Source organism: Rhodoferax sp. LS1P39 (assembly GCF_056521425.1).
Genome location: NZ_JBWMAV010000001.1, coordinates 523,939 through 547,988 on the forward strand (window position 1 = coordinate 523,939; position 24,050 = coordinate 547,988).

23 protein-coding genes are annotated in these 24,050 nt (G+C 65.7%); 10 read left to right on the forward strand and 13 right to left on the reverse strand.

Features of this window, described 5'->3' with window-relative positions:
* Positions 1-3 precede the first annotated feature (3 nt).
* A complete protein-coding gene (locus tag AC097O_RS02285; protein ID WP_479591267.1) occupies positions 4-852 on the forward strand; it encodes a MurR/RpiR family transcriptional regulator in 849 nt (282 codons plus the stop codon).
* Between the two features lie 109 nt (positions 853-961).
* Positions 962-1,339: a 4-carboxymuconolactone decarboxylase gene (gene pcaC, locus AC097O_RS02290; protein WP_479591268.1), complete on the forward strand. Its 378-nt coding sequence runs from the start codon at positions 962-964 to the stop codon at positions 1,337-1,339.
* On the opposite strand, the gene AC097O_RS02295 is transcribed toward pcaC, so the two are convergent.
* Positions 1,320-2,951: an EAL domain-containing protein gene (locus tag AC097O_RS02295; protein ID WP_479591269.1), complete on the reverse strand. Its 1,632-nt coding sequence runs from the start codon at positions 2,949-2,951 to the stop codon at positions 1,320-1,322. The two genes, pcaC and AC097O_RS02295, sit on opposite strands and share 20 nt — an antisense overlap.
* Before the next feature lie 157 nt (positions 2,952-3,108).
* Positions 3,109-3,693 carry a helix-turn-helix domain-containing protein gene (locus AC097O_RS02300; protein WP_479591270.1) on the reverse strand — a complete coding sequence of 195 codons (585 nt, stop codon included), beginning with the start codon at positions 3,691-3,693 and terminating at the stop codon, positions 3,109-3,111.
* 77 nt (positions 3,694-3,770) lie between these two features.
* On the opposite strand from AC097O_RS02300, the gene kbl reads away from it, so the two are divergent.
* Both kbl and AC097O_RS02310 read left to right on the forward strand, forming a co-directional pair.
* Positions 3,771-4,988 (forward strand): glycine C-acetyltransferase, encoded by a 1,218-nt coding sequence (gene kbl, locus AC097O_RS02305; RefSeq protein WP_479591271.1) that lies wholly within the window; start codon positions 3,771-3,773, stop codon positions 4,986-4,988.
* Positions 4,985-5,932 carry an NAD-dependent epimerase/dehydratase family protein gene (locus AC097O_RS02310; protein ID WP_479591272.1) on the forward strand — a complete coding sequence of 316 codons (948 nt, stop codon included), beginning with the start codon at positions 4,985-4,987 and terminating at the stop codon, positions 5,930-5,932. The genes kbl and AC097O_RS02310 overlap by 4 nt, the downstream gene beginning before the upstream one ends.
* On the opposite strand, the gene AC097O_RS02315 is transcribed toward AC097O_RS02310, so the two are convergent.
* Positions 5,917-6,285: a phosphomannose isomerase type II C-terminal cupin domain gene (locus AC097O_RS02315; protein ID WP_479591273.1), complete on the reverse strand. Its 369-nt coding sequence runs from the start codon at positions 6,283-6,285 to the stop codon at positions 5,917-5,919. The two genes, AC097O_RS02310 and AC097O_RS02315, sit on opposite strands and share 16 nt — an antisense overlap.
* Before the next feature lie 230 nt (positions 6,286-6,515).
* On the opposite strand from AC097O_RS02315, the gene AC097O_RS02320 reads away from it, so the two are divergent.
* Positions 6,516-6,830, forward strand: a complete 315-nt coding sequence (locus AC097O_RS02320) for a BON domain-containing protein (RefSeq protein WP_479591274.1) — start codon at positions 6,516-6,518, stop codon at positions 6,828-6,830.
* Between the two features lie 3 nt (positions 6,831-6,833).
* Here AC097O_RS02320 and AC097O_RS02325 read toward each other — a convergent pair whose 3' ends face one another.
* Positions 6,834-7,565, reverse strand: a complete 732-nt coding sequence (locus AC097O_RS02325; protein ID WP_479591275.1) for a response regulator — start codon at positions 7,563-7,565, stop codon at positions 6,834-6,836.
* A 45-nt stretch (positions 7,566-7,610) separates the two neighbouring features.
* Between AC097O_RS02325 and AC097O_RS02330 the strand changes: the two genes are divergently transcribed.
* On the forward strand, positions 7,611-9,704 hold the full coding sequence (locus tag AC097O_RS02330; protein ID WP_479591276.1) for an ATP-binding protein: 2,094 nt from the start codon (positions 7,611-7,613) through the stop codon (positions 9,702-9,704).
* Between the two features lie 66 nt (positions 9,705-9,770).
* Complete coding sequence (locus AC097O_RS02335) at positions 9,771-10,133, forward strand: hypothetical protein (protein ID WP_479591277.1); 363 nt, start codon at positions 9,771-9,773, stop codon at positions 10,131-10,133.
* A 52-nt stretch (positions 10,134-10,185) separates the two neighbouring features.
* Here the strand turns inward: AC097O_RS02335 and AC097O_RS02340 are convergent, their stop codons facing one another.
* From AC097O_RS02340 to AC097O_RS02355, 4 genes are all read right to left on the reverse strand, one after another.
* The gene (locus AC097O_RS02340; protein WP_479591278.1) at positions 10,186-11,406 is read right to left on the reverse strand and encodes a M20 aminoacylase family protein; all 1,221 of its coding nucleotides are present in this window, start codon (positions 11,404-11,406) and stop codon (positions 10,186-10,188) included.
* Positions 11,407-11,471: 65 nt separating this feature from the next.
* Complete coding sequence (locus tag AC097O_RS02345) at positions 11,472-14,414, reverse strand: C1 family peptidase (protein ID WP_479591279.1); 2,943 nt, start codon at positions 14,412-14,414, stop codon at positions 11,472-11,474.
* Between the two features lie 76 nt (positions 14,415-14,490).
* A complete protein-coding gene (locus AC097O_RS02350; RefSeq protein WP_479591280.1) occupies positions 14,491-15,738 on the reverse strand; it encodes a c-type cytochrome in 1,248 nt (415 codons plus the stop codon).
* Positions 15,735-16,433, reverse strand: a complete 699-nt coding sequence (locus tag AC097O_RS02355; protein ID WP_479591281.1) for a c-type cytochrome — start codon at positions 16,431-16,433, stop codon at positions 15,735-15,737. The genes AC097O_RS02350 and AC097O_RS02355 overlap by 4 nt, the downstream gene beginning before the upstream one ends.
* 98 nt (positions 16,434-16,531) lie before the next feature.
* Here AC097O_RS02355 and AC097O_RS02360 point away from each other — a divergent pair, with 98 nt between their 5' ends.
* Positions 16,532-17,944, forward strand: coding sequence for an aminotransferase-like domain-containing protein (locus AC097O_RS02360; protein ID WP_479591282.1), 1,413 nt, complete (start codon positions 16,532-16,534; stop codon positions 17,942-17,944).
* 132 nt (positions 17,945-18,076) lie between these two features.
* Positions 18,077-18,463: a hypothetical protein gene (locus AC097O_RS02365; RefSeq protein ID WP_479591283.1), complete on the forward strand. Its 387-nt coding sequence runs from the start codon at positions 18,077-18,079 to the stop codon at positions 18,461-18,463.
* Positions 18,464-18,506: 43 nt separating this feature from the next.
* Here AC097O_RS02365 and phbB read toward each other — a convergent pair whose 3' ends face one another.
* From phbB to phaC, 3 genes are all read right to left on the reverse strand, one after another.
* Entirely contained in the window at positions 18,507-19,244 is a 738-nt protein-coding gene (gene phbB, locus AC097O_RS02370) for an acetoacetyl-CoA reductase (RefSeq protein ID WP_479591284.1), read from the reverse strand.
* Positions 19,245-19,282: 38 nt separating this feature from the next.
* Entirely contained in the window at positions 19,283-20,461 is a 1,179-nt protein-coding gene (locus AC097O_RS02375) for an acetyl-CoA C-acetyltransferase (protein WP_479591285.1), read from the reverse strand.
* A 130-nt stretch (positions 20,462-20,591) separates the two neighbouring features.
* Entirely contained in the window at positions 20,592-22,313 is a 1,722-nt protein-coding gene (gene phaC, locus AC097O_RS02380) for a class I poly(R)-hydroxyalkanoic acid synthase (protein WP_479591286.1), read from the reverse strand.
* A gap of 135 nt (positions 22,314-22,448) precedes the next feature.
* On the opposite strand from phaC, the gene AC097O_RS02385 reads away from it, so the two are divergent.
* The gene (locus AC097O_RS02385; protein ID WP_479589531.1) at positions 22,449-22,721 is read left to right on the forward strand and encodes a hypothetical protein; all 273 of its coding nucleotides are present in this window, start codon (positions 22,449-22,451) and stop codon (positions 22,719-22,721) included.
* Here AC097O_RS02385 and pgeF read toward each other — a convergent pair.
* Both pgeF and AC097O_RS02395 read right to left on the reverse strand, forming a co-directional pair.
* The gene (pgeF, locus tag AC097O_RS02390) at positions 22,650-23,429 is read right to left on the reverse strand and encodes a peptidoglycan editing factor PgeF (RefSeq protein WP_479591287.1); all 780 of its coding nucleotides are present in this window, start codon (positions 23,427-23,429) and stop codon (positions 22,650-22,652) included. The two genes, AC097O_RS02385 and pgeF, sit on opposite strands and share 72 nt — an antisense overlap.
* Positions 23,426-23,926, reverse strand: coding sequence for a flavin reductase family protein (locus tag AC097O_RS02395; protein WP_479591288.1), 501 nt, complete (start codon positions 23,924-23,926; stop codon positions 23,426-23,428). Before AC097O_RS02395 ends, pgeF begins: the two co-directional genes overlap by 4 nt.
* Positions 23,927-24,050 lie beyond the last annotated feature (124 nt).

Here is a 24,050-nt window from a genome sequence, read left to right on the forward strand (position 1 = left end):
TTTATGCTGGACCGCATCAAAGCTTCCCTCTCGTCGCTGGCACCAGCGGAGCAGCGTGTGGGCAAGCTGGTGCTGGCCGACCCGCGCGCCTTTGCCAACCTGCCGGTCAGCGAACTCTCTGACCGCGCCCACGTCAGCAAACCCACCGTGGTGCGGTTCTGCCGCAGCATGGGCTACGACGGCCTGAGCGACTTCAAGCTCAAGCTGGCGGGCAGCGTCAGCGAAGGCGTGCCCTTCATCCACCGCAGCGTGGACTTGGACGACAAAACCAGCGACGTGATGGTCAAGGTGATCGACAACACCGTCGCCGCCTTCCTCAAGTACCGCAACGAAGCCAGCACCACCGCGCTGGAAAAGGCCGCCGAAATCCTGGCCGACACCTACAAGACCGGCAAGCGCATCGAGTTCTACGGCGCGGGCAATTCCGGCATCGTGGCGCAGGACGCGCAGCACAAGTTCTTCCGCCTGGGCGTGCACGCCATTGCCTACAGCGACGGCCACATGCAGGTGATGGGCGCGTCCATGCTCGGCCCGGGCGACTGCGTGGTGGTCATCTCGAACTCGGGCCGCACCCGCGACCTGATGGATGCCTGCGACATCGCCCGCAAGAACGGCGCGACCACCATCGTCATCACCACCAGCGGCTCGCCCCTGGCGGCTGCCGGGCATGTGCACCTCGCTGCCAACCACCCCGAAGGCTACGAGCGCTACAGCCCCATGGTGTCGCGCCTGCTGCATTTGATGATCATCGACATCCTGGCCACCTGCGTGGCCCTGCGCATCGGCGGCTCCACCCTGCAGCCCAAGCTGCAAGAGATCAAGAACAACCTGCGCAGCAAACGCTACACCTGATTTATACAAAATCAGGCCCCAGCGCTTATTCCATAAGCACGAGAAGCTACTTAATTTGTAGCATCCATGGCGGGCGATACACTCCCTTTTTTTCACCAGGGGAGTTGCCATGAACCAAGAACTTTTCGACAAAGGCCTGCAAACCCGCCGCGAGGTGCTGGGCGCCGAGTATGTGGACGCGGCCATCCAGAACGCCGATGCCTTCAGCATGGACATCCAGGAACTGGTGACCCAGTACGCCTGGGGCGATGTGTGGAACCGCCCCGGCCTGGACCGCAAAACCCGCAGCCTGCTGAACCTGGCCATGCTGACCGCCCTGAACCGCCCGCACGAACTCAAGCTGCACCTGCGCGGCGCACTGACCAACGGCGTGAGCAAGGACGAAATCAAAGAGGTGTTTTTGCAAACCGCCATCTACTGCGGCGCACCGGCCGCCATCGACAGCTTTCGCACCGCCAAAGAGGTGTTCAAAGAACTGGGCGTGTAGCCGTTTCGTCGCAGGCCCGCAGGTAGGCCAAAAACGCCTCCAGCGGCATGGGCCTGGCAAAGTAGTAACCCTGACCAAAGGGCACGCCCATGGCACGCAACTGTGCTGCCTGGGCGGCGTTTTCAATGCCTTCGGCGACCACCTGGCTGTTCACGGCCTTGGCGATGGCCATGATTTCCGGGATCAGGCTGGAGCGCAGGCTGGCATCTTCCATCTCGAACACAAACGACTTGTCGATCTTCAAGAAGTCGGGCGCGACCCGCTTGACCATGCCGAGGTTGGAATAGCCGGTGCCGAAGTCGTCGATCGAGATGAAGTAGCCGTCGGCCTTGAGGCGCTGCAGCTCGGGCACGATCTCGGGCGAGAAGTTGTATTCGGTGACTTCCAGCTCCACCTGCAGATCGCTGCGGCCCAGCACCTGCAGGCTGGCACGCAGGTGCGGCTCGACAGCATCGCGCTGCAGGTTTTGCGGAAAGAAGTTCAGCGCCACCTTGAACGGCCCGCGCGCAGGCAGGGCGGCCCCCAGCTCCTGTAGCGCCCGGGTGCTCACCGCCGCATCAAACGCCCAGGTGCGGTTGTCGGCAATCAGGGCCGGAATGAAATGATCGGGGTAGACCAGTTGGCCCGCATCCATCAGCCGGGCCAGCACTTCGCAGCCTATCGGTTGGCCGGTGGCCAGGTCGATGATGGGCTGGTAGTGGCACACCACATTGGCCGGTTGGCACAGAAAGCGGATGCGGTAGGCCATGGACTGAAAATGCTGGCAGCGCTGGGTCACCGCGCTCTGCACCAGCAGCCCCAGCAGCAGGCACACCAGGGCAGACCCGAGCAGCACGGCGGAATAGTTCTGGACCAGGTCTTGGGGCAGCAGCACCGACTGCACCGAGATCGGGCTCACCCCCTGCAGCGTGGTGGTCACCAGCAAGGCAATGCGGTCCGCATGCAGATGCAGATGGGGGGTGGCCGGGGTGACCAGGCGGTCGGTCCACACGCCGCGGGTGCCTTGGAACACCCGGGTGCGCTGGCTGGCGCGGCCAGCCCATACGGCATCGGCATAGCGGGTGCGCAGGTCCTGGGTGGCGTTGGGCTGCATCGCCACCTGGAAGCGCCCTCGCTCCACCAGCGCGGCGCGCACCGTGCCTTGCGACAAGGGCAGGCGGGAGTTGAGGTAATAGTGGCCAATGGAGCCCTCGATACCGCCTTGGGCAGCGGCGCTGGGGGTGTCCAACAGGCCGATGTTGGTGGTGCAGAACAGCTGGCGCTGCGGGTTCAGCAGGCCGATGTCGCGCGCATAGCGGTGGGTGAACATCAGGCTGCGCAGCCGGTTCAGGTTGTCCGGCGTGCACACCGGGGCAAAGGAGGTGTTGAGCTCGTCCAGCAGGTGGCCGATGTCGGCCTGCAACTCCTGCATGCTGGCAATCACCTGCGCATGGCCGCTGTCGACGGCTTGTAACCGCAGCTGCAAGGCTGCCAGCAGCACGGCCAGCGCCATCACCAAACCCGCCGCGTAACCGCAGAGGGTGCCTACCGTCCGGGGGTACCGGCCCATGAAATGGCTCAGCCCGAACAGGCTGTTACCGGGTGTTTGAGGGGCCGCTGTCAGGCGCGGCATACCCGCCGGGTACCCAGGCCGCGTGGGAGATCTGATCCGAACCGCAAGCCCTGCATGTGTTTTCCCTCAAACAATCCGTGTCAAGAAATTATGGAGTAATTACGGTTGCAATTTGTTGCAGCATGGAACCGGTACCAAATTTAATTGTGACCCACGCTCAACCGGCATGCACCACCACCAGCCAGGCGGTCGCCTCCACCGTGCCCGGGTTGCGGATGGCGTGGGGCCGGTCGGCGGCGTAGCGGGCGGTTTCACCGGGGGCCAGGTGCTGCACAGCTTCGCCCGACACCACGTCCAGCGCGCCGGTCAGCAGCGTCAGGTGTTCGCGCGTACCGGCCTCGTGCGGCTGCGACTCCAGCGCGCCGCCGGGCTGGATCGCCAGCGCGTACCACTCGAACTGGCCTGCCAGGTCGATGGGGCCCAGGATGCGCAGCTCGCAGGCACCGTCCGGGTGGCGCAGCGAGGGCGTGGCGTGGGCGGGCACCACAGTGATGGCGGGCGCGGCAGGCGCGGGCGCAGAGCCCAGCAAATCCCCCAGCGGCACGCCCAGCGCATTCGCCAGCCGCCACACCACCGCCACCGTGGGGTTGGCCTGGGCGCGCTCGATCTGCGACAGCATGGACTTGGACACCCCGGCCTTGCGCGACAAGGCATCCAGCGACAAGGCCTGCGCCTGGCGCAGCGCGGCCAGGGTGTCGCCCACCCGGGGCGGCTCGGCGGGTGGGAGGGAAGATTTACGCATGCGGGGTTTCCAATATATTGACTTATTGTTCGATATAAAGAACAATTTCGATTTACTGCAACATCATAGTGCCTGCCATGACCACCACCCAAGCGTTCTACACCCACCTCCAGCAAGAGCTGCAAGGCATCCGCGATGCAGGCCTGTACAAGGCCGAGCGGGTGATCGCCAGCGCCCAGGGGCCGCGCATCCAGACGGTGGCGGCCGATGGCTCCACCCGCGAGGTGCTGAACCTGTGCGCCAACAACTACCTGGGCCTGTCCAGCCACCCCGCCGTGGTGGTGGCGGCAGCAGAGGCCTTGCACACCCACGGCTACGGCCTGAGCTCGGTGCGTTTCATCTGCGGCACGCAAGACATCCATAAAACCCTGGAGGCGCGCCTGTCGAAGTTTTTGGGTACCGAGGACACCATCCTCTACGCCGCAGCTTTCGATGCCAACGGCGGCCTGTTCGAGCCCCTGCTGGGCGAGGAAGACGCCATCATCAGCGACGCGCTGAACCACGCCAGCATCATCGACGGCATTCGCCTGTGCAAGGCCAAGCGCTACCGCTATGCCCATAACGACATGGCCGACCTGGAGCGCCAGTTGCAGCAGGCCAAAACCGATGGCGCACGCCACACCCTGGTGTTTACCGACGGCGTGTTTTCCATGGACGGCACCATCGCCCAGCTGGACGTAATGCGCCGCCTGTGCGACCAGTTTGGTGCGCTGCTGGGCGTGGACGAGTGCCACGCCAGCGGCTTCATGGGGGCTACCGGGCGCGGCACGCACGAGCACCGCGGCGTGTTTGGCAAGATTGACATCATCACCGGCACGCTGGGCAAGGCGCTGGGCGGTGCCTCGGGCGGCTTTACCAGTGCGCGGCGCGAGGTGGTGGAGCTGCTGCGCCAGCGCTCACGGCCTTATCTGTTCAGCAACACGGTAGCCCCCAGCATCGTGGGCGCATCGATTGCCGTGCTCGACCTGCTGGAGGCCTCCACCGCCCTGCGCGACACCCTGGCCGACAACACCGCCTACTTCCGCAGCGCCCTGGTGCAGGCCGGGTTTGACATCAAGCCCGGTGAGCACCCCATCGTGCCCATCATGGTGTATGACGCGGTGGTGGCGCAAAAGCTGGCGGCACGCATGCTGGAGCTGGGGGTGTACGTGGTGGGCTTTTTCTTCCCGGTGGTGCCCAAGGGCCAGGCGCGCATCCGCGTGCAGATGAGCGCAGCGCACACGCGGGCCGACCTGGAACACGCCGTGGCGGCCTTCACCCAGGCCGGGCACGAGCTGGGGTTGATTGCAGCATGAGCCCGCGCATTCTGATCATTGGTGCCAACGGCCAGATCGGCACCGAACTCACCCACGCCCTGGTGCAGCGCCATGGCCCGGAGGCCGTCATCACCAGCGACATGGTGCCCAAGGGCCGCGTGCAAGGCCTGCGCCACGAAATGCTGGACGTGACCGAGGCGAGCGCGCTGACCGAGGTGGTCGAGCGCCACCACGTCACCCAGATCTACCTGCTGGCCGCAGCCCTGTCGGCACGCGGCGAGCAGCACCCCAAATGGGCCTGGGACCTGAACATGAAAAGCCTGCTCAACGTGCTGGAGCTGGCCCGCACCCACAAGCTGGACAAGGTGTTCTGGCCCAGCTCCATTGCCGCCTTTGGCCCGAACACCCCACGCGACCACACGCCGCAGCACACCGTGATGGACCCCACGACCGTCTACGGCATCTCCAAACTGGCGGGAGAAGGCTGGTGCAACTGGTACCACCGCAACCACGGCGTGGACGTGCGCAGCCTGCGCTACCCCGGCCTGGTGAGCTGGAAAACCGCGCCCGGCGGCGGCACCACCGACTACGCCATCGAGATCTTCCACGCCGCTTTGAAAGTGGGCCGCTACACCAGCTTCCTAGCGGGCAACACCGCCCTGCCGATGATGTACATGCCCGATGCCATCCGCGCCACGCTGGAGCTGATGGAATCCCCCGCTGCCCATGTGCGCGAACGCGGCTCGTACAACCTGGGCGGCATCAGCTTTACCCCCGTGCAGATTGCCGAGGCGATTGCCCGCTACATGCCAGGCTTCAGCCTGGAATGCGTGCCCGACTTCCGGCAAGCGATTGCCAACAGCTGGCCCCGCTCCATCGACGACTCAGCGGCCCAGCAAGACTGGGGGTGGAGGGCGGAATACGACCTGGACGCGATGGTCCAGGACATGCTGAAGAACCTGCGGGATCAATTACGACCGTAGTCGTCCTGCAATCTGACGATGTCGTCTTCGCCGAGGTAGTCGCCAAACTGCACTTCCATGATTTCCACCGGTTCGGTGGTCTTGTTGGCCAGGCGGTGCACTGCGCCCAGGGCGATGTCGATATGCTGGCCGGGGGCCATCTCCAGCACCTGGTCGCCCACGGTGACGATGGCGGTACCAACTACCACCACCCAATGTTCGGCGCGCTGGTGGTGCAGTTGCAGGCTGAGCTGCTGGCCGGGGTGCACGCCGATGCGCTTGATCTTGTGGCCGGGGGCCTCGAACATGGTTTCATACCAGCCCCAGGGGCGTTCGGTACGTTCGATGGACACGGTGCGGGTGGAGGTTTGCATGGCGCGCAGATTCCTTGAGTATAAAAACCAGGTTGTCCACCCATATTAACCCGTAGATCGATTTAGTGCCTTTTTTGCCTCCAGCGCTTATTCCATCAGCGTGACAAGCTCTATTTAATATAGCAAACATGTTGCGTGACAGATGCAATACAGCCGCCGCCCGGTGTCACACGCAGGCGGTGGGCCGTCCGCACACTTGGGCTATCGCATCTGCATTGAATGGAATCCCCATGGCACACACCCTCCGACGTCTCGCCACCACCACCCTGCTCGCCCTGGCCGTCGGCCCTTTCCTGATGGCCAGCAGCCACGCAGCCACCCCCGATGACAACCTGGCCGCCAGCGTGCAAACCGCCCTTACCACCCAGCTGGGCCGCGCCGTGAAAGACGTGACAGTCAGCGCCGACAACGGCACGGTGTTGCTGTCCGGCTGGACGCAGGGCCCGATCGCGGAAGGCAAGGCCCGCTATGTGGCTAGCACCGTGCCCGGCGTAGTCCGCGCGTACAGCAAGATCCGCACGTTCTCAACCAGCGCCTACCGTTAACCGCTAGTACAAGGTTTCGACTTCGCTGGCCAGCAAATAACCCGCGCCGCGCTCGGTGACGATCAGCGTGGGGTTGGCCGAATCGACCTCTACCTTGAGGCGCAAACGGCGGATCTGTACGTCGATGGTGCGGTCGTACACCTCGGCCTCGTGCAGGCGCGACATCGACAGCAGCTGGTCGCGCGACAGCACCCGCTGCGGGGCCCGGCACATAGCACCCAGCAGGCTGAATTCGCCGTTGGACAGCTCTACCGACACGCCCGCTGGCGACACCAAGCGGCGGGTGCGCAGGTTCAGCTCCCAGCCCGAGAAACGGAAGGCGCGGCGGCTGTTGTCGCGCTCGGGCAGCGTGGCCTGCACTTGGTAGCGGCGCAGCACGGCGCGCACCCGGGCCAGCAGCTCGCGCGGGCTGAAGGGCTTGGTGACGTAGTCGTCGGCCCCCAGCTCCAGGCCCATGACGCGGTCGGCCTCTTCGTTGCGGCCGGTCAAAAAGATGATGGGCACGCTGGCGCGTTCGCGCAGGGTGCGGGCCAGTTGCATGCCGTCTTCGCCGGGCAGCTTCAGGTCGAGCAGCACCAGGTCAATGGCTTCGCGGTCGATGACTTCGAACATCTCGCGGCCCGAGGCGGCGGCGCTGACGCGCAGGTCGTTGTCGCCCAGGTATTCGACCACCAGCTCGCGGATGGTCGGGTCGTCGTCGATTACTAGAATGTGCGGAGCGGTAGGGGTGGTCATGGTGTCGTCATGATGGGTGATTCGCAAACAGTAACCAGGATGAGTATGCAACGTATTTGGCAAGCCGGGCGCACCTGCCTGCTCTGGCGTTGGGCGCTGCCCACGGCCTTGGGGCTGGGGTTGGTGCTGGCCGCCGCGGGCGTGGTCAGCCATTTGCGCGGCGAGGCCATCCGCAGCCAGTCGCGCGAGCTGGGCCTGCTGTCACTGGCGCTGAGCGACGAAATCCACCGCGAGCTGCGCGGCATGAATGCCGGGCTGCGCGCCATGCAGGTCGAGCTGGCCGAGGGCGGCCTGGCTACCCGTGGCAGCAATGCCGTGCGGGCCCTGCAAACCCGCACCGAGCTGATGGCCATCGTCGATACCCTGGCGCTGACCGACCGCCAGGGCCAGCTACTGGCCGCCTCCAGCCCCAGCGCCATGGCCGACCTGGCCAGCTTTTATCCGGGCCTGAACCAGCTGGAGCCCGATGCGGTGGCCGTCAGCCGTCCGTTTTCCGACCCACGCACCCAGGCCCCGCTGGTCACCCTGGCGGTGCCGTTTGCCGATGCCACCGGCCAGCCCGGCGGCTGGATTCTGGCCACCCTGCGCTCCCACGCGCTGCTAGGGGCCTTTACCGTGGCCCAGCCCGGCACCGACGCACGCATGGCCGTGTTCCGGCGCGACGGCGTGCTGCTGGCGGGCACGCTGGACATCCAGCCCATGCTGGACGAAGCCAGCATCGCCCGCCGCCTGGCCGACCAGAAAGGCACCGAACTGCGCCGCCTGCCCGACGGCAGCGAGCGCCTGATCGCCCTGCGCAGCCTGGAGCGCTACGGCCTGGAAGTGGTCTTTACCCGCGACCTGCCAGTGGTGCTGCAGGCCTGGACCGCCACCGCCCGCCTGGTCGCCGTGGGCGTGCTGCTGCTGCTGGGCGGGCTGGCCGCATCGGCGTATCTGGTGCAGCGCGCCAACCAGCGCCGCGCCGCCGCCCAGGCTGCCCTGGCCACCCAAAGCAGCCGCGCCACCCGGCTGGAGTCGCTGGGCGAACTGGCAGGCGGCGTGGCGCACGACTTCAACAACGTGCTGGCGGCCATCGTCGGCTTTGGCGAAATGGCCCAGGATGCCGCCCAGCCCGGCAGCGCCCAGGCCCGGCATCTGGACAAAGTGCTGGGCGCGGCCCTGCGCGGCAAGGCGCTGGTGGAGCGCATCTTGTCGTTTGGCCGGGGCGGCGGCTGTGCCTCCACCGTGTTCGAGCTGCAGCCCATCGTGGCCGAGGTGCTGGCCTTGCTGTCGGCCACGCTGCGCCCCGGCGTGGTGCTGGAGCGCGGCCTGGAAGCCCCCGGTGCGCTGCTGCGCGGCGACCCCACCCAGGCCTTTGAAGCGGTGATGAACCTGTGCACCAACGCCATGCAGGCCATGCCAAAAGGCGGCATGGTGCAGGTGCAACTGGTGCGCCAGCAGGTGGCGCAGCGCCGGGTGCTGTCGCACACCCAGCTCTCCGCCGGGTCCTACCTGGTGCTGACCGTGGCCGACCAGGGCAACGGCATCACGCCTGAGGTGATGGAGCGGCTGTTCGAGCCCTTCTTCACCACCCGGGGGGCCGAGTCGGGCACCGGCCTGGGCCTGGCCGTGGTGCACGGCGTGGTGGCCGAGTTGGGCGGTGCCATCGACGTGCAAAGCCAGCCCGGCAAAGGGGCCCGCTTTACCCTGTACTTCCCCGAGTGCACCGATGCCGCCAGCCCGCGCCGCCCCACCGCCCGGCCCGCCTCGGAGGGTGCGGGCCAGGCCCTGCTGGTGGTGGACGACGAGCCCACCCTGGTGGCCCTGGCCGAAGAAATGTTCACCAGCCTGGGCTACCAGCCGGTGGGCTTTACCGACCCGGTAGCCGCCCTGCAGGCCCTGCGCGCCGACCCGCAGCGCTTTGCCGCCGTGGTCACCGACGAAGTGATGCCCGGCCTGACCGGCATCCAGCTCACCCAGGCCATCCGCCAGTTTGCGCCCAGCCTGCCCATTCTGATGGTCAGCGGCTACGGCGGTGCCGCGCTGGCTGAGCGCGCCGCCGCCGCCGGGGTCTCGCGCCTGCTGACCAAACCCATGCAGCGCGAGGAGCTGGCCCGCGCCATGGCCTTGTTGCTGAAACCCGTGCCGCAGGCTGTATGACAAATGCAATAAAACCGTTGCCGCTGCGACACAGGGAAACAGGCTTGATGCGTGCAAGATAGGCCTATGTCCAACAAGCCCCGTTCTACCCCCCCGCCCGACGCCAGCCTGGTGATCCACGCCGCTGCCGACCCGGCCGAGCGCGGCACGCTGTTTACCGCGCCGCTGGAGTGGTGGTATTGGCTACGCAACCTGTACGCCCCCGCCGCCAAACCCGAAGGGCCCTTGCGCCTGCACATCGACAACCTGCAAGGCCAGCGGGTGTTTACCGCCGACGATGCCGGGCCGCTGGTCGAGCTGGCCCTGCCCGCGGGCACCTACCAGGTAACCGCCGTGCTGGGCACCCTGTGCCGGGGCTACACGCTGACCCTGGTGGAAGGCGTGCCCAACGAGCTGTACCTGTGCCCTTCGCTATGCAACAGCAAATAGTTTTATAAGAGAAATAGGCACCCAGCGCTTATTCCATAAGCACGAGCAGCTATCAATCCGATAGTGGCATGAACTGCTCTGCCAGGCTGGCGTGCATGGCGGCACCCAGGGGCAGGATGGCATCGTTGAAGTCGTAGCGGTTGTTGTGCAGCGCGCAGCTACCCGGGCCGTTCTCCACGCCCTGGCCGATGCGCATGTAGGCACCGGGCTTGACCTGCAGCATGAAGGAAAAGTCTTCCGAGCCCATGCTCGGGTCCAGGTCGCGCACCAGCTGCGACGAACCCACCAGGCCCTCGGCCACCCGCATCATGAACAAGGCCTCGGCGGTGGAATTGATGGTGGGCGGGTACAGGCGCTCGTATTTCACCGAGGCGGTGGCCCCAAAGCCCAGGGCCACGGCGCTGCACAGCTCGGTGATGCGCCGCTCGATCAGGTCTTGCACGGCGGGGTTGAAGGTGCGCACCGTGCCCACCAGCGTGGCCTTGCTGGGCACCACGCTCATGGCCCCCAGGTCGCCGGTTTGCACCGCGCAGATGCTGACCACCCCGCTGTCGATGGCGCGGATGTTGCGCGACACCACGCTTTGCAGCGCGGTGATGGTGTGGGCCGCCACCAGCACCGGGTCGATGTTCTGGTAGGGGTGCGCGCCATGGCCGCCGCGGCCCGTGATCTCGATGGTGACGCGGTCCGACGCGGCCATCATCGCGCCGGAGTTCAGGCCGATGGTGCCGGGCCGCATATGCGGCCAGTTGTGCATGGCAAACACGGCCTGCACCGGAAAGCGCTCGAACAGGCCGTCGTCGATCATGGCCTTGGCCCCGGCGTAGCCTTCTTCGCCGGGCTGGAAAATCAGCGCCACCGTGCCGTCGAAGTTGCGCGTCTCGGCCAGATAGCGGGCCGCGCCCACCAGCATGGCCACATGGCCGTCATGGCCGCAGCCGTGCATCAGGCCTCCCTTGGCCGACTTCCAGGCGAAGTCGTTTTGCTCGGTCATGGGCAGCGCGTCCATGTCGGCGCGCAGGCCGACCATCTTGCCGCTCTTGTTGCTGCGTCCATGGATGACACCGACGACACCGGTCTTGCCGATGCCGGTGTGCACCTCGTCCACGCCGCAGAGTTTGAGCGCCTGGGTCACGCGCTCTGCCGTGTACACCTCTTCATAGCCCAGCTCGGGGTGGGCATGCAGGTCGCGGCGCAGCGCCGTCAACTCCGGGTGGAACTGGGCGATGTGCGCAAATGCGCGCCCGTTGGCTTGGAGCAAGGGTGTGGACATGGGGGCCTAAAACGCAAAGGAGCCAAAACTGTACAGGCTTTGGCGCCACACCCCCGGCGGTGGCGCTAAAAGCCCCGCAAGTCGTCCACCGGCTTCAGCAGCTTGCCGCCCCGCACCACCTCCAGCGTGCGGGTGACGACGTCGATGTTGTTGTCAAAGCTGCCGTGGTCCGCCGGGGCCAGGACCTTGTCGGCACCGGGCAGTGCGGCGACGCACACCTTGGCGCCTTTGAGCACCTTGAACCGGCCCGCGGCCTGCAATTTGGCCTCTTTCACACTGCGCCGCCAGACCCGCAGGCTCTCGTTGGTGGTGGAGCTGCCATCCCAACCCGCATCCCCGCTGTCCAGCACCTCCTGGTAGACCTTGGCCATTCCGGCGATGGGGGTGCGCAAATCGGTTTCCAGCGCGCCCGACACCATGTACAGCAGCGACTTGCGGTAGATGCCCACCACGTTGTCGCCACGCTCCAGCGGGTCGGACAGCACGCTCAGGTGCAGCCGCTGCATCACCTGGGGATTGAAGCCGTAGTGCTGGTTGGCAAACGCCACGCTGCAGGCCGGGGCATACAGGTGGATGGACTGGACTTTTTCCATCGGCACTTTGCGGTACTCCAGCCCCTGCAGCATGTGGCCCAGCAGGATGGCCCCGGCAGAGTGGCCTACCAGGTGGATTTCCAGTTGCTCGCCCCAGGTGTCGATCAGCTGCTGCAGGGAGCGGATGATTTGCTCGCCACCGCGCCGACTTTCAAACGCCAGAGCGGCCACGTGTTTCATCTGGTTCCACACCGGCAGCACGGCGGTGCGGCCAATATGGGTTTCGATGGCCAGGTCGGTCACCTCGGTGGCCTTTTCGATCTGGTCGCCCCACCAGCCACCGGCCAGCGTGGGTTCCTGGCGGGTTTGCTTCTGCAGCAGGCCGCGTATGGATTCGAGCAGCCCGGTCTTCCACACCAGAAACAGCGGGTAGCAGCCGTTGGCCTCAAAGTGCCGCCCCATGGCACGGGCGCGTTTGATGGCATCGCCCTCGCTGTTGAGGCCGCCGTGGGCGTAGATCACCAGGCGCTTCTTGCCGTCTGCCGGGCCGTTGGCCGGGTCGCGGAACCAGGCACTGGGCAGCTCGCAGACCTGGTAGGCCAGGGTGCGGCTGAGGCTGTCTTCGGTGAGGTAGCGGCCCACGCGGCCATCGTCGCCCAGCACCACGCTGTGCTTGTAGGCCTTGTCCACGCCCCACCACTGGCTGGTGTTGGCGGTCTGGGCCAGGCCCGCTGCGCCACCGGCTGCCGCGCTGGCGCTGATGCGGCCTTCCACCACACCGGGCACACCCAGCGCCACCACCCAGGCATCCATGCCGTTGGCCAGCCAGTCGGCATAGCCCAGTACCGCAAAGCCGCCCATGCCAAAGGCGTTGCCCCAGGAGTTCTGCACGATAAAGCCCTGGGCGTTGAAGCCCACCAGCGCAAACGCGTGCCCCCCACCATCGGCCGGGCGGCCATCGAAGGGGATCAAGGGAATGTCTTTGTGCCCGCTGGGCAGCGCCTTGGTTTGCAGCACGGTGTGCCAGCCGTCGTGCGTCAGCGCCGATACAAACACCGCGCCTACCGCCTGGATGGCGGCCTGCAGGTCGGTGATGGACTGCAGCGCGATGCGGTAGTACACGCCCAGGGTCTGGTCGGTGGCGTTTTTGGCATAGCCGTAGCGCGGCTGCGGGGCATCGCGGTGCCAGTATTCCTCCAGGCACACGCCGTGGTTGAACCAGCCCTTGAGCGCGCCCCGGCAGCTGGAGCCGCTGTAGTCTTCGCCCGCGTATTCGTCGTAACGGCGGGCGTAGTTGTAGAGCATGCGCGGGCTCACGGGCGGGATCTCGACCTTGCCCTCGGCCTTGTACCAGCGCAGGTAATTCACCACGCAGGCCAGGCCGTAGCCGGTGCACGCGCCCTCGTTGCCCTGGTCCAGCACCAGCTTGGCAGCGGTGTAGGCAGGCAGGTAGTTCTTGATATTGTCGTCCGTGGGGTAAGCCGCCAGCAGGCCCAGGGGCGGCGGCTGGTAGGCACGGTCGTTCAGGTCGATGGGATCTTTGCGCACCTTGAGCTGGCGCTCGGCGCCCAGCTTCGGCGGCACGGCCTTGGTTACCTTGCCAGGCTTGGTGGATTTGGCGGCCCCCGCCCCCACCGTTCGGGCCACGGTGACCACCAGCTCCTCGGCCCGCTTAAACACATCCTTGAAGCGGTCCAGCCCGTGGCTACCACCGTTGACCAGCTTGCGTGCAGCAGCCAGGTTGCCTGCGGCCAGCGCGGCGCGCAGGGGCACGGACTTGTCGGCCAGAAAGCGGGCCAGCAGCAGGGCCGCAATCTCGGGGGCGTTGGCCAGATCGGCATTGCCGGGCTGCGCCACGCCCAGGTCGATGCCCAAGGCCTTGCCGTAGCGGGCGTAGTTGTCGCGCCCGGTGAGTTGCACAAAGCCACGCCCTTTGAAGCGCGCACCGTCGCCCTTCTGGGTATTGCCCACGCGTTTGCCTGGCCCGGTACCCGGCTCGTACAGGCCAAACGGCAGCCCGCCCGGTGCGGTGTTGAACTGCGACTGGAATTCCGAGATCGGCAAAAAGCCCTCGGTCTCGGCACGGATGCTGCCCAGGGCGGCGCAGACGGTGGGCCAGTCGGTCAGCCCCAGCGCGTCCAGCGCGGCCCCCACGTAGGGCAGGTAGCGGGCGATATTGGCGGGCTTGGTGGCCGGGAACAACTGGCGCACCAGCTCCAGCGACAGCGGCACTTCGAACTTCGGCGCCGGGCGCAAGTCCAGCAGTTGCAGGCAGTACGGCCCCACCACCCCGTCGGCCACCAGGCCCACGCCCGACTGCCAGCGCCGGGCAGCGGCTTCTACGTCCACCGTCATGTCGTCGCCCTGGTCCAGGCCAGGGAAGGCCTGGGCATCGTCGCCCAGTTCCCGGGCCAGAGCCTGGCGCATCGCGGCAACTTCGGGGCCCTGGCTGCCCCGCACCAAAAGTGTGTCCATGTTTGTCTCCCGGTAAGAGAAGACTTCCATTGTGGGCATTCTTGGCTTGACAAGCATCCTTCTTTTGAAGGACAGATCAGCGTTTAGCCACCTCCAGCTCGGTCACCCCTGCGGCCTGGTTGCCCCAGGAAGTGCGGATGTGGGTCAGCACGGCAGCGATGTCGGCATCGTTGAGCACCAGCACAAACGGCGGCATGCCAAACGGGCGCGGGTTGCCTGCGGTGGCCGGTGCAAAGCCGCCATTGCGTACCGCGTGCACCAGGTTTGCGGTACTGGCCATGGTGACGGCGCGGTTACCTGCCAGCGGCGGGTAGGCCCCGGCCACGCCCTGGCCTTGTGCGCCGTGGCACTGGGCGCAGTGCTGCTCGTAGAGCTTCTCGCCGCGTTCGGCATTGCGCGGCGTGGTGGGCACGTCGCGCGCGGGCTGCGCTGGGGTTTGCGGCAGGGCTTTCAGGTAGGTGGCCATGGCGGTCAAATCCTGCGGACTCAGGTGCTGGGTGCTTTGCTGCACCACCTCGGCCATGGGGCCGCGCACACTGCCCTGCGGAGCCACGCCGGTTTGCAGCAGGCGCACGGCATCCTGCAGCGGCCAGTCTTGCACGCTGGCTTCCTGGGCGGAGGTGAGCGAGGGTGCGTACCAGTTTTGCACCGGCATCAGGCCGCCTGCCAGGTCCAGCCGCTCGTCCGTTGCGCCCAGGGCGTTGCGGGCGGTGTGGCAGGCACCGCAGTGGCCCAGGCCACGCACCAGGTAGGCACCGCGGTTCCACTCGGCGGATTGGGCGGGTTCGGGCTGGAAGCTGCTGGGGCTGAAATACAGCGCGCGCCACACGGCCAGGGCCGCCTGCTGGTTAAACGGCCAGCGCAGCGAATGGGGTGTGGCGGGCTGATTGGTAGCGGGCAGGCTGTGCAGGTAGGCGTAGAGCGCGTCGGAGTCGGCGCGGGTCACGCTGGTATAGCTGGGGTACGGAAAGGCCGGATACAGCAACCGCCCATCTTTGGAGCGGCCGTTGTGCAGCGACCGCCAGAACTCCGCCGCCGACCAGCTGCCAATGCCGGTGCGCACATCGGGCGTGAGGTTGCTGCTGTAGACCGTGCCAAACGGCGTGTCGATACCGCGCCCTCCCGCATACGGTGTACCGCCCCGGGTGGTGTGGCAGGCCGCGCAGTTGCCCGCCCGGGCCAGGTAGGCACCGCGCGCCAGCAGCTCGGGCGTGGCGTTGAGGGCGGTGACGGACAGGTCCGGCTCGTCTTGGGTGTTCAGATGCCACACCAACGCAACCAGTCCTACGGCCAAGCCGCACAGAGCGAAGATGACTTTCTTCATGGCGCGCTCCCGCAGGCGATGGCCTGGGCACCGGGCGGCAAGGCGGGTAGCTTGGTGGCCGGATGGGTGTTAGCAGGCAGCGGTTGGGCGGCCAGCCAACTGGCGGCGGCGTTGACTTCGTCGGGGCTGAGCTGGCGCGCCACTGGGCCCATGCAGTCGGGCGCGTGGGCCCGCCGCTGGCCGGTGCGCCAGGCGCCGAGCTGGGCGTTCAGGTAGTCGCGCGGCAAGCCCAGCAGGCCGGGGACATTCGGGGCCACCCCAGTCATCGCCGCCCCGTGGCATTGCACGCAGGCGGGGATCTGGCGCGCGGCATCGCCCTGCTGCACCAGCGCCTGGCCCCGGCGCAGCACTTCGGCGGTCACGTTGGTGGGCTGGGGCGCGGGGTACGGCAGGTCCAGCTGCGAAAAATACTGCGCGATCTCCAGCAGGTAGGCATCGCTGAGCGGATCGACCATTTGCGCCATCAGCCCGTAGTGGCGGCGGCCCTCGCGGAAGTTGAGCAACTGGTTGTACAGATAGCCCGCAGGCTTGCCTGCTATGCGCGGGTAGTAGCCGTCGCTGGCGGCGCGGCCCTCTTTGCCGTGGCAGGCGGTGCAGGCCTGGGTGCGCTGGGCGATGGTGTCTTCAAACGGTGGCGGGGCGGCCTGGCTGGCGGTTGCCGCGAACAGAAACAAGAGAGAAAGAAGTATTTTCACGATGGGCAATCATGCCCCAGTGCCGAGGCCAGAGACAGCAGCAGTAGGCATTTAAAAAACCATACCAGATGCCAAAAATGTAAAAATCTACAGCACAGATGAAACGTTACGAACAACTGGCCGACCTGCTGGCCGCCGACATCCGCTCTGGGCAGCGCGCGCCGGGCAGCCGCATGCCAAGCATCCGCACGCTGACTGCGCAGCACGGCATCAGCCCGTCCACCGCCTTCCAGGCCTACTACCGGCTGGAAGAAAAAGGGCTGGTGCGGGCGCGTGAACGCTCTGGTTACTTCGTCACCGGGGCCGTCGCCCTGCCCGCTCCATTGCCCCGCACCGTGGCCCCACCCGCCCAGGTGGCGGCCAAAGTGGACATCAGCGGCCTGGTGTTTGCCGTGCTGGACGCGGCCCAGCAGCGCGACATTGCGCCGCTGGGCTCGGCCTTTCCTTCGCCCGCGCTGTTTCCGCTGCAGCGCCTGGCCCAGTCGCTGGGCCGCAGCATGCGCCGCAGCTCGCCCTGGGAATCGGTGCAGCACCTGCCCCAGGGCCATGCCGGGCTGCGCCAGCAGATTGCGCTGCGCTATCTGGCCATGGGCATGGCCCAGCCCCCCGAAGACCTGGTGGTGACCAGCGGCGCGCTCGAAGCGCTGAACCTGTGCCTGGCCGCCGTGGCCCAGCCCGGCGACCTGGTGGCGGTGGAGTCGCCCGGCTTTTACGCCAGCCTGCAAACGCTGGAGCGGCTGAAGATGCGGGCGCTGGAAATCCCCGTGCACCCCCAGCACGGCCTGGACCTGGACGCGCTGGAGCAGGCCTTGGGCCGCCACCCGGTCAAGGCCTGCTGGCTGATGACCAGCTTCCAGAACCCCACCGGGGCCAGCCTGTCGGCGGCTGGCAAACAGCGGCTGGTGGCCCTGCTGGCCCGCCACCAGATCCCGCTGATCGAAGACGATGTGTACGGCGAGCTGTACTTCGGCAACCAGGCCCCGCTGCCCGCCAAGGCCTATGACCAGCACGGCCTGGTGATGCATTGCAGCTCGTTCAGCAAAACCCTGGCCCCCGGCTACCGCGTAGGCTGGGTAGCGCCCGGACGCTTCGGCCCGCGCATCGCGCAACTCAAGCTGATGACCACCCTGGGTGCCAGCCTGCCCGCCCAAGCTGCCCTGGCCGACTACCTGCAGCACGGCGGCTACGACAAGCACCTGCGCCGCCTGCGCCATGTGCTGGAGTCGCAGCACGCCAGCCTGGTGGCGGCCATCGCCCGCTACTTCCCCGCCGACGTGCAGGTGTCGCAGCCTGGCGGTGGCTACTTTGTGTGGGTGGCTTTTGCGCCCGGCTTTGACGCGCTGGCCTTGCACCAGCAGGCGCTGGCCCAGGGCATCAGCATCGCGCCGGGGCCGATGTTCTCGGCCCGGCAGGGTCTACGCCACTGCATCCGCCTGAATTTCGGTCACCCCTGGGATGCCCGCATGGAAGCCGCCATGGCCGCGCTGGGAGCCCTGGTGCGCGATTTATAAGAAATCGGCCCTCTGCGCTTATGGAATAAGCGTGAGCAGCTATTAAAAATGTAGTATCTGTGTGTGCGCCGCCGCACAGACGGCGGGCGGGCCAAAGCGCATATTGGCGATTTGCCCACCCAGGATTCCACCATGTCCCTCCGCACCCTCCTCCTGATGTCCGCACTGCTGTGCACCGCCGCCGCACAGGCCGCCGACCCTGCAGCGTCCGCCAGTGCCCAGGCCCGCTACAAGCAGGACATGGCCCTGTGCCACAGCGGCAAGTCCAACCAGAACGTAGCCACCTGCAAGATCGAAGCCGAGCGCGCCCTGGCCGAATCCCGCCGGGGTGGGCTGACGGCGGCCGCGCCCTCCGAGTACCAGCAAAACGCCTTGCGCCGCTGCGCCGTGTTCCAGGGCGATGAACGCACCGCCTGCGAAGTCCGCATGCAAAAACCCGAAGGCGTGGACGGCAGCGCGCAAAGCGGCGGCGTGCTGCGCGAGAGCGTGACCACCGTGCCGGTGCCCGCGCCGCAATAAAAAAACCCGCCGAAGCGGGTTTTGGGGAGCTGCGCCTGGGCGATCAGCCCATGTGCAAACCACCGTTGACCGAGAAGTCCGCGCCGGTAGCGTAGCCACCTTCTTCGGACGCCAGCCAAGAGATGATGGAGGCGATTTCGCTGGGCTTGCCCAGGCGCTTGACCGGAACCTGGGCCACGATCTTGGCCAGCACGTCTTCACGGATGGCGTTGACCATGTCGGTGCCGATGTAGCCGGGGCTGACGGTGTTGACCGTCACGCCCTTGGTGGCCAGCTCTTGCGCCAGGGCCATCGAGAAACCGTGCATACCGGCCTTGGCAGCCGAGTAGTTGGTCTGGCCAGCCTGGCCTTTTTCGCCGTTGACCGAAGAGATGTTGATGATGCGGCCCCAGCCCTTTTCCACCATGTCGGCCACCACTTGCTTGGTGACATTGAACATGCTGTTCAGGTTGGTTTCGATCACCGAATCCCAGTCTTCGCGGCTCATCTTCAGGAACATGCGGTCCTTGGTGATACCGGCGTTGTTCACCAAAATATCAATCGTTCCGTGCTCGGCCTTGGTCTTGGTGAAAGCTTCGACGGTGGAATCCCACGCGCCCACGTTGCCTGCCGATGCGTAAAAGGTAAAGCCCAGGGCCGCCTGCTCAGCGATCCACTTGGCGTGGTCGCGGGTAGGGCCGCAACCGGCAATCACTTTGAAGCCGTCGGCATGCAGACGCTGGCAAATGGCGGTCCCGATGCCACCCATGCCACCCGTGACGTACGCTACTTTTTGAGTCATGTTCTATCTCCTGTTTGTTTTAAAAAATACGCAATAAATTAGCGTTCGATCGTCAAAGCAACGCCCATGCCGCCGCCGATGCACAGCGAGGCAATGCCCTTCTTGGCATCGCGGCGCTGCATTTCGTGCAGCAGCGTAACCAAGATGCGGCAGCCGGACGCGCCGATGGGGTGGCCGATGGCAATGGCACCGCCATTGACGTTGACCTTGCTGGTGTCCCAGCCCATTTCGTTGTTGACGGCGCAGGCCTGGGCAGCAAAGGCTTCGTTGATTTCCAGAAGGTCCAGGTCTTGCGCCTTCCAGCCCGCACGGGCCAGGGCTTTTTGCGACGCAGGCACCGGGCCCATGCCCATGATGGCGGGGTCCAGGCCGGTGGTGGCAAAGCTGGCGATGCGGCCCAGCGGGGTCAGGCCCAGGGCGGCGGCTTTCTTGGCGGTCATCACCATCACGGCGGCAGCACCGTCGTTCAGGCCGGAGGCATTGCCAGCGGTCACGCCACCGGCTTTGTCGAACGCGGGACGCAGGCCGGCCAGGGCTTCGGCGGTGGTCTTCTTGTTGATGAACTCATCGGACGCGAAGATGATCGGGTCGCCCTTGCGCTGGGCAATGCTGAACGGGGCGATCTCGGCCACAAACTTGCCGGCTTCCTGCGCGGCAGCGGCTTTTTGCTGGCTGGCCAGGGCCAGAGCGTCTTGCATGTCGCGGGTGATGCCGTATTTCTTGGCCACGTTTTCGGCGGTGATGCCCATGTGGTACTGGTTGTACACGTCCCACAGGCCATCGACGATCATGGTGTCGATCATCTTCCAGTCGCCCATGCGCTGGCCGTCACGGCTGCCCAGCAGCACGTGGGGCGAGGCGCTCATGTTTTCCTGGCCACCGGCGATGACGATTTCGCTGTCGCCATAGGCCACGGCCTGGGCCGCCAGCATCACGGCCTTCAGGCCGGAGCCGCAGACGGCGTTGATGGTCAGGCCGGGTGTGCCTTGCTGCAGGCCGCTTTTCAGCACCGACTGGCGGGCCGGGTTCTGGCCCGCGCCTGCGGCCAGCACCTGGCCCATGATGACTTCACCGATCTGTTCGGCGGCCAGGCCGCTGCGGGCCAGCACTTCCTTGAGGACGTGGGCACCCAGCTCGGTGGCGGGGGTCTTGGCGAGGCTGCCGCCGAATTTGCCTACGGCGGTACGGGCCGCTGCGACGATGACGATGTCTTCCATTTTTTGCTCCTGGGTCTCGTTGGTAATTGGGATCGGTCGGTGGGTCTAGTGCCTGTCCGCACATTTGTACGGAATGGTTAATTAGCGTTGCAGTGTAGAACCAAGTAGCACATTTTCTGTATACGGATTTCTACTGTGCACGGGCTTTTACGTAGCGGCCCGGTGCGGGTTCAATCGCCTTGAAATCGGCGCTGCCGTACTCGGTAGGTGCAGCAATTTGCTTGCCAGCGTGGCCCTTGAGCCAGGTGGACCAGTCGGTCCACCAGCTACCGGCGTGCTCGGTGGAGGTGGCGATCCAGTCCTCGGCCTTGGCCGGGAAGCTGGTGGCATCGCTGATCCAGTGGCTGCGCTTCTTTTTGGCCGGCGGATTGATCACCCCGGCGATGTGGCCGGATGCGCCCATCACAAAGCGCTTGGGGCCCGGCAGGTGCTGGGTGGAGGCATAGGCCCCGCCAATCGGCACGATGTGGTCTTCGCGCGAGCCGTAGATGTAGGCGGGCATGTCGATCTTGCGCAGGTCGATTTTTTCGCCGCACACCACCGCCTTGCCGGGCTGGACCAGCTTGTTTTCCAGGTAGGTGTTGCGCAAATACCAGGTGTAGAACGGGCCGGGCAGGTTGGTGGAGTCGGAGTTCCAGTACAGCAGGTCGAACGGTGGCGGGGTCTCGCCCTTGAGGTAGTTGCCCACCACGTAGTTCCACACCAGATCATTCGGCCGCAAAAAGCTGAAGGTGCTGGACAAATCGCCGCCGGGCAGCATGCCGCCCTTGCCCATTTGCTGCTCGCGGTACTTCACCATGGCCTCATCCACAAAGATGTCGATGATGCCGGTGTCGCTGAAGTCCAGCAGGGTGGTCAGCAAGGTCAGGCTGGCGATGGGCTTTTCGCCGCGTGCGGCCAGCACGGCAGTGGCTGTGCTCAGAATGGTGCCGCCCACGCAAAAACCCAAGGCATTAATGGTCTTGGCACCGGTGATCTCTTGGGTTATTGCTATGGCTTTAATAGCAGCGTCTTCGATGTAGTTGTCCCAGGTCTTGTTGCCCATGGACTTGTCGGGGTTGCGCCAGCTCACCACAAAGGTGCGGTGGCCCTGCTCTACCGCGTAGCGGATCAGCGAGTTTTCAGGCTGCAGATCGAGGATGTAGTACTTGTTGATGCAAGGCGGCACCAGCAAAAAGGGCTTGGTGTAGACCTTGGCCGTGAGCGGCTTGTATTCGAGCAGCTGGAACAGCTCGTTCTCGAACACCACCGCGCCTTCGGTGGTGGCCACGTTGCGGCCCACCTCGAACAGGCTCTCGTCGGTCATGGACATATGGCCCTGCTGCATGTCGTGCATCAGGTTTTTCAGGCCCTTGGCCAGGCTTTCGCCCTGGGTGTCGATGAGCTTTTTTTGCGCCTCGGCGTTCATGGCCAGGTAGTTGCTGGGCGCAGACGCGGCCATCCACTGCTCGACCGCAAACTGGATACGGGCACGGGTCTTGTCGTCGGCCTCGACCGCGTCGGCCAGGCCCATCAGGGTGCGGCTGGTCAGCAGGTAGGAGGCGGCAGTGTAGGCGGTGAGGGGGTTTTCCGCCCAGGCCTTGGCCGAGAAGCGTTTGTCCTTGGCGATGGCGGCGGCATCCATGCTCTGGTTCCACAGCGCGGCCGATTCTTCCAGGTACTGCTTTTGCAGAGCTTGCAGCTTGGTAGCGGAAAAATTGATCTGGGGTGTAGCGGGCATGCCGCCTGCCGGTAGGCCCAAATCCAGCCCCTGTACCGGCTTGATGGCATCGGCCCAAGCCCGCGACCATGTGTCGCCCAAGGTCTGCTGGAATTGCTGGGCGGATTTGGCCCAGTCTGGATCAGAATGCATGGAAGCTCCTCGCAAAGCGGATTTTTTGGGCCTGTGCCGGGCACGGGCCGTTTTTAGGTTGTAGACGGTAACTGACAGCGGGGCATAAAACCTTGCGGGTACTGCGTAGACCTCTCTGAATTTGAAACAATTTGTATGTACATAGTTCCGATTGGCTGGCTATATGTGGCCCTGATGATGGCTGTCGCCGAGGCGACCAATACTAACGGCACTGTCATGGGCGGCATCCTCACGTTTCTACTGTACGGGCTGGGCCCGGTGTCGCTGGTGGTGTACCTGATGGGCGCGCCCGCGCGGCGCAAGGCGATCAAGCGGCGTGAGGCAGCCGAACAAGCGTCAGCCCTGCAGCCAGATGCAGGCGGCCATGCGCCCGCAGACCCCGCTGCGCCGGTACGAGAAGAAGCGTGACGGCTGGCTGACGGTGCACCAGTCCAGGCCGCCGTCGTTGCCGTAAATGCCTTGCACACCCAGCGCCTGCAAACGCAGCCTGGCCAGACCCGGCAAGTTAGCCAGCCATTTACCCGCGCCGTGGGGCACAAAGCATGCGGCGGCCTCGGGCTGCTGGGCGATGAAGGCGGCGGGCACTTCCGGCCCCACCTCAAAGGCCGTAGGTCCGATGCACGGCCCCAGCCACGCTATTATTTCAGTAGCTGCTTGCGCCGATGGAATAAGCGCCACAGCCCTCATTTCCTTGTAAGTTGCTTCCAGCACGCCCTGCCCGTCCACGCCTAGCAGGCCGCGCCAGCCCGCATGCGCGGCGGCTACCACCGTGCCCTGCATGTCGGTGAACAGCACCGGCAGGCAGTCGGCCACCATCGCGGTACAGGCGATGCCGGGCTGGGTGGTGAGACTGGCATCGGCCACCAGCGGCTCAGGGCTCGGCCCTCTCAGGTGGGCCACCACGCGGCCATGCACCTGCTGCAGGAACACCGGCTGGGCGGCTATTGCGTCGGCCAATGTGGCCCGGTTGGCCTGTACGTCGGCCAGCGCATCGCCCACATGGTCGCCCAGGTTCAGTGCGTCATACGGCGCGGCAGACACGCCGCCCGTGCGGGTGGTGAACACGGCGCGCACCCGCGCGGGTGCAGGCCAGTCCGGCACGATCCAGTCGCTCATTCAAACGACGAGGTCGGCGCAACGCCTACCTCCAGCGTGTCCACCGCGAACTGCCCGCGCTCAAACACCAGGCCCCGGCCCGGGCGGCTGCCGCTGGCGTCGATCTGGCCAATCAGGATGTCGTGGTCCCCGGCGGTCATGGTTTGCTGCAGCGTGCAGTCGAACCAGGCCAGCGCGTCCACCAGTTGCAGGCGCTGGTTTGGCAACCGCACAAATTGCCCCGCCGCAAAGCGCTCGGCCTGGCTGCCCCGGGCAAAGGCCTGGGCCAGTTCCTTGTGTTCGATGCCCAGCACGCTGACGGTGTAGCCGCCGCCGCGCACAAAAGCCTCATGGCTGGCGCTGCTGTGGCGGATGTTCCACAGCACCAGGGCCGGGTCCAGCGACACGGCGTTGAACGAGCTGCAGGTCATACCCCAGTCCTGCCCGTTCCAGTGGGTGGTGACCAGCGTCACCCCGGTGGCAAAGCAGCCAAACGCATCGCGCAGTTCACGGCTCATGGGTGGAGGAAGAGAAGCCGGGTAGCTTCTGTAAAGAGATGTACATAGGGTCAGTTTACCCATAAGCGATGACCGGACAACAGGCAGGTATAAACCGACTAAAGTACGCTCCTTCCATGCCCTC

Excerpts from the sequence above, each read along its gene's own strand:
- AC097O_RS02285 (WP_479591267.1), top strand. The coding sequence starts at position 4 with ATGCTGGACCGCATCAAAGCTTCCCTCTCGTCGCTGGCACCAGCGGAG.
- pcaC (WP_479591268.1), top strand. The coding sequence starts at position 962 with ATGAACCAAGAACTTTTCGACAAAGGCCTGCAAACCCGCCGCGAGGTG.
- AC097O_RS02295 (WP_479591269.1), bottom strand. The coding sequence starts at position 2,951 with ATGCCGCGCCTGACAGCGGCCCCTCAAACACCCGGTAACAGCCTGTTC.
- AC097O_RS02300 (WP_479591270.1), bottom strand. The coding sequence starts at position 3,693 with ATGCGTAAATCTTCCCTCCCACCCGCCGAGCCGCCCCGGGTGGGCGAC.
- kbl (WP_479591271.1), top strand. The coding sequence starts at position 3,771 with ATGACCACCACCCAAGCGTTCTACACCCACCTCCAGCAAGAGCTGCAA.
- AC097O_RS02310 (WP_479591272.1), top strand. The coding sequence starts at position 4,985 with ATGAGCCCGCGCATTCTGATCATTGGTGCCAACGGCCAGATCGGCACC.
- AC097O_RS02315 (WP_479591273.1), bottom strand. The coding sequence starts at position 6,285 with ATGCAAACCTCCACCCGCACCGTGTCCATCGAACGTACCGAACGCCCC.
- AC097O_RS02320 (WP_479591274.1), top strand. The coding sequence starts at position 6,516 with ATGGCACACACCCTCCGACGTCTCGCCACCACCACCCTGCTCGCCCTG.
- AC097O_RS02325 (WP_479591275.1), bottom strand. The coding sequence starts at position 7,565 with ATGACCACCCCTACCGCTCCGCACATTCTAGTAATCGACGACGACCCG.
- AC097O_RS02330 (WP_479591276.1), top strand. The coding sequence starts at position 7,611 with ATGCAACGTATTTGGCAAGCCGGGCGCACCTGCCTGCTCTGGCGTTGG.
- AC097O_RS02335 (WP_479591277.1), top strand. The coding sequence starts at position 9,771 with ATGTCCAACAAGCCCCGTTCTACCCCCCCGCCCGACGCCAGCCTGGTG.
- AC097O_RS02340 (WP_479591278.1), bottom strand. The coding sequence starts at position 11,406 with ATGTCCACACCCTTGCTCCAAGCCAACGGGCGCGCATTTGCGCACATC.
- AC097O_RS02345 (WP_479591279.1), bottom strand. The coding sequence starts at position 14,414 with ATGGACACACTTTTGGTGCGGGGCAGCCAGGGCCCCGAAGTTGCCGCG.
- AC097O_RS02350 (WP_479591280.1), bottom strand. The coding sequence starts at position 15,738 with ATGAAGAAAGTCATCTTCGCTCTGTGCGGCTTGGCCGTAGGACTGGTT.
- AC097O_RS02360 (WP_479591282.1), top strand. The coding sequence starts at position 16,532 with ATGAAACGTTACGAACAACTGGCCGACCTGCTGGCCGCCGACATCCGC.
- AC097O_RS02365 (WP_479591283.1), top strand. The coding sequence starts at position 18,077 with ATGTCCCTCCGCACCCTCCTCCTGATGTCCGCACTGCTGTGCACCGCC.
- phbB (WP_479591284.1), bottom strand. The coding sequence starts at position 19,244 with ATGACTCAAAAAGTAGCGTACGTCACGGGTGGCATGGGTGGCATCGGG.
- AC097O_RS02375 (WP_479591285.1), bottom strand. The coding sequence starts at position 20,461 with ATGGAAGACATCGTCATCGTCGCAGCGGCCCGTACCGCCGTAGGCAAA.
- phaC (WP_479591286.1), bottom strand. The coding sequence starts at position 22,313 with ATGCATTCTGATCCAGACTGGGCCAAATCCGCCCAGCAATTCCAGCAG.
- AC097O_RS02385 (WP_479589531.1), top strand. The coding sequence starts at position 22,449 with ATGTACATAGTTCCGATTGGCTGGCTATATGTGGCCCTGATGATGGCT.
- pgeF (WP_479591287.1), bottom strand. The coding sequence starts at position 23,429 with ATGAGCGACTGGATCGTGCCGGACTGGCCTGCACCCGCGCGGGTGCGC.
- AC097O_RS02395 (WP_479591288.1), bottom strand. The coding sequence starts at position 23,926 with ATGAGCCGTGAACTGCGCGATGCGTTTGGCTGCTTTGCCACCGGGGTG.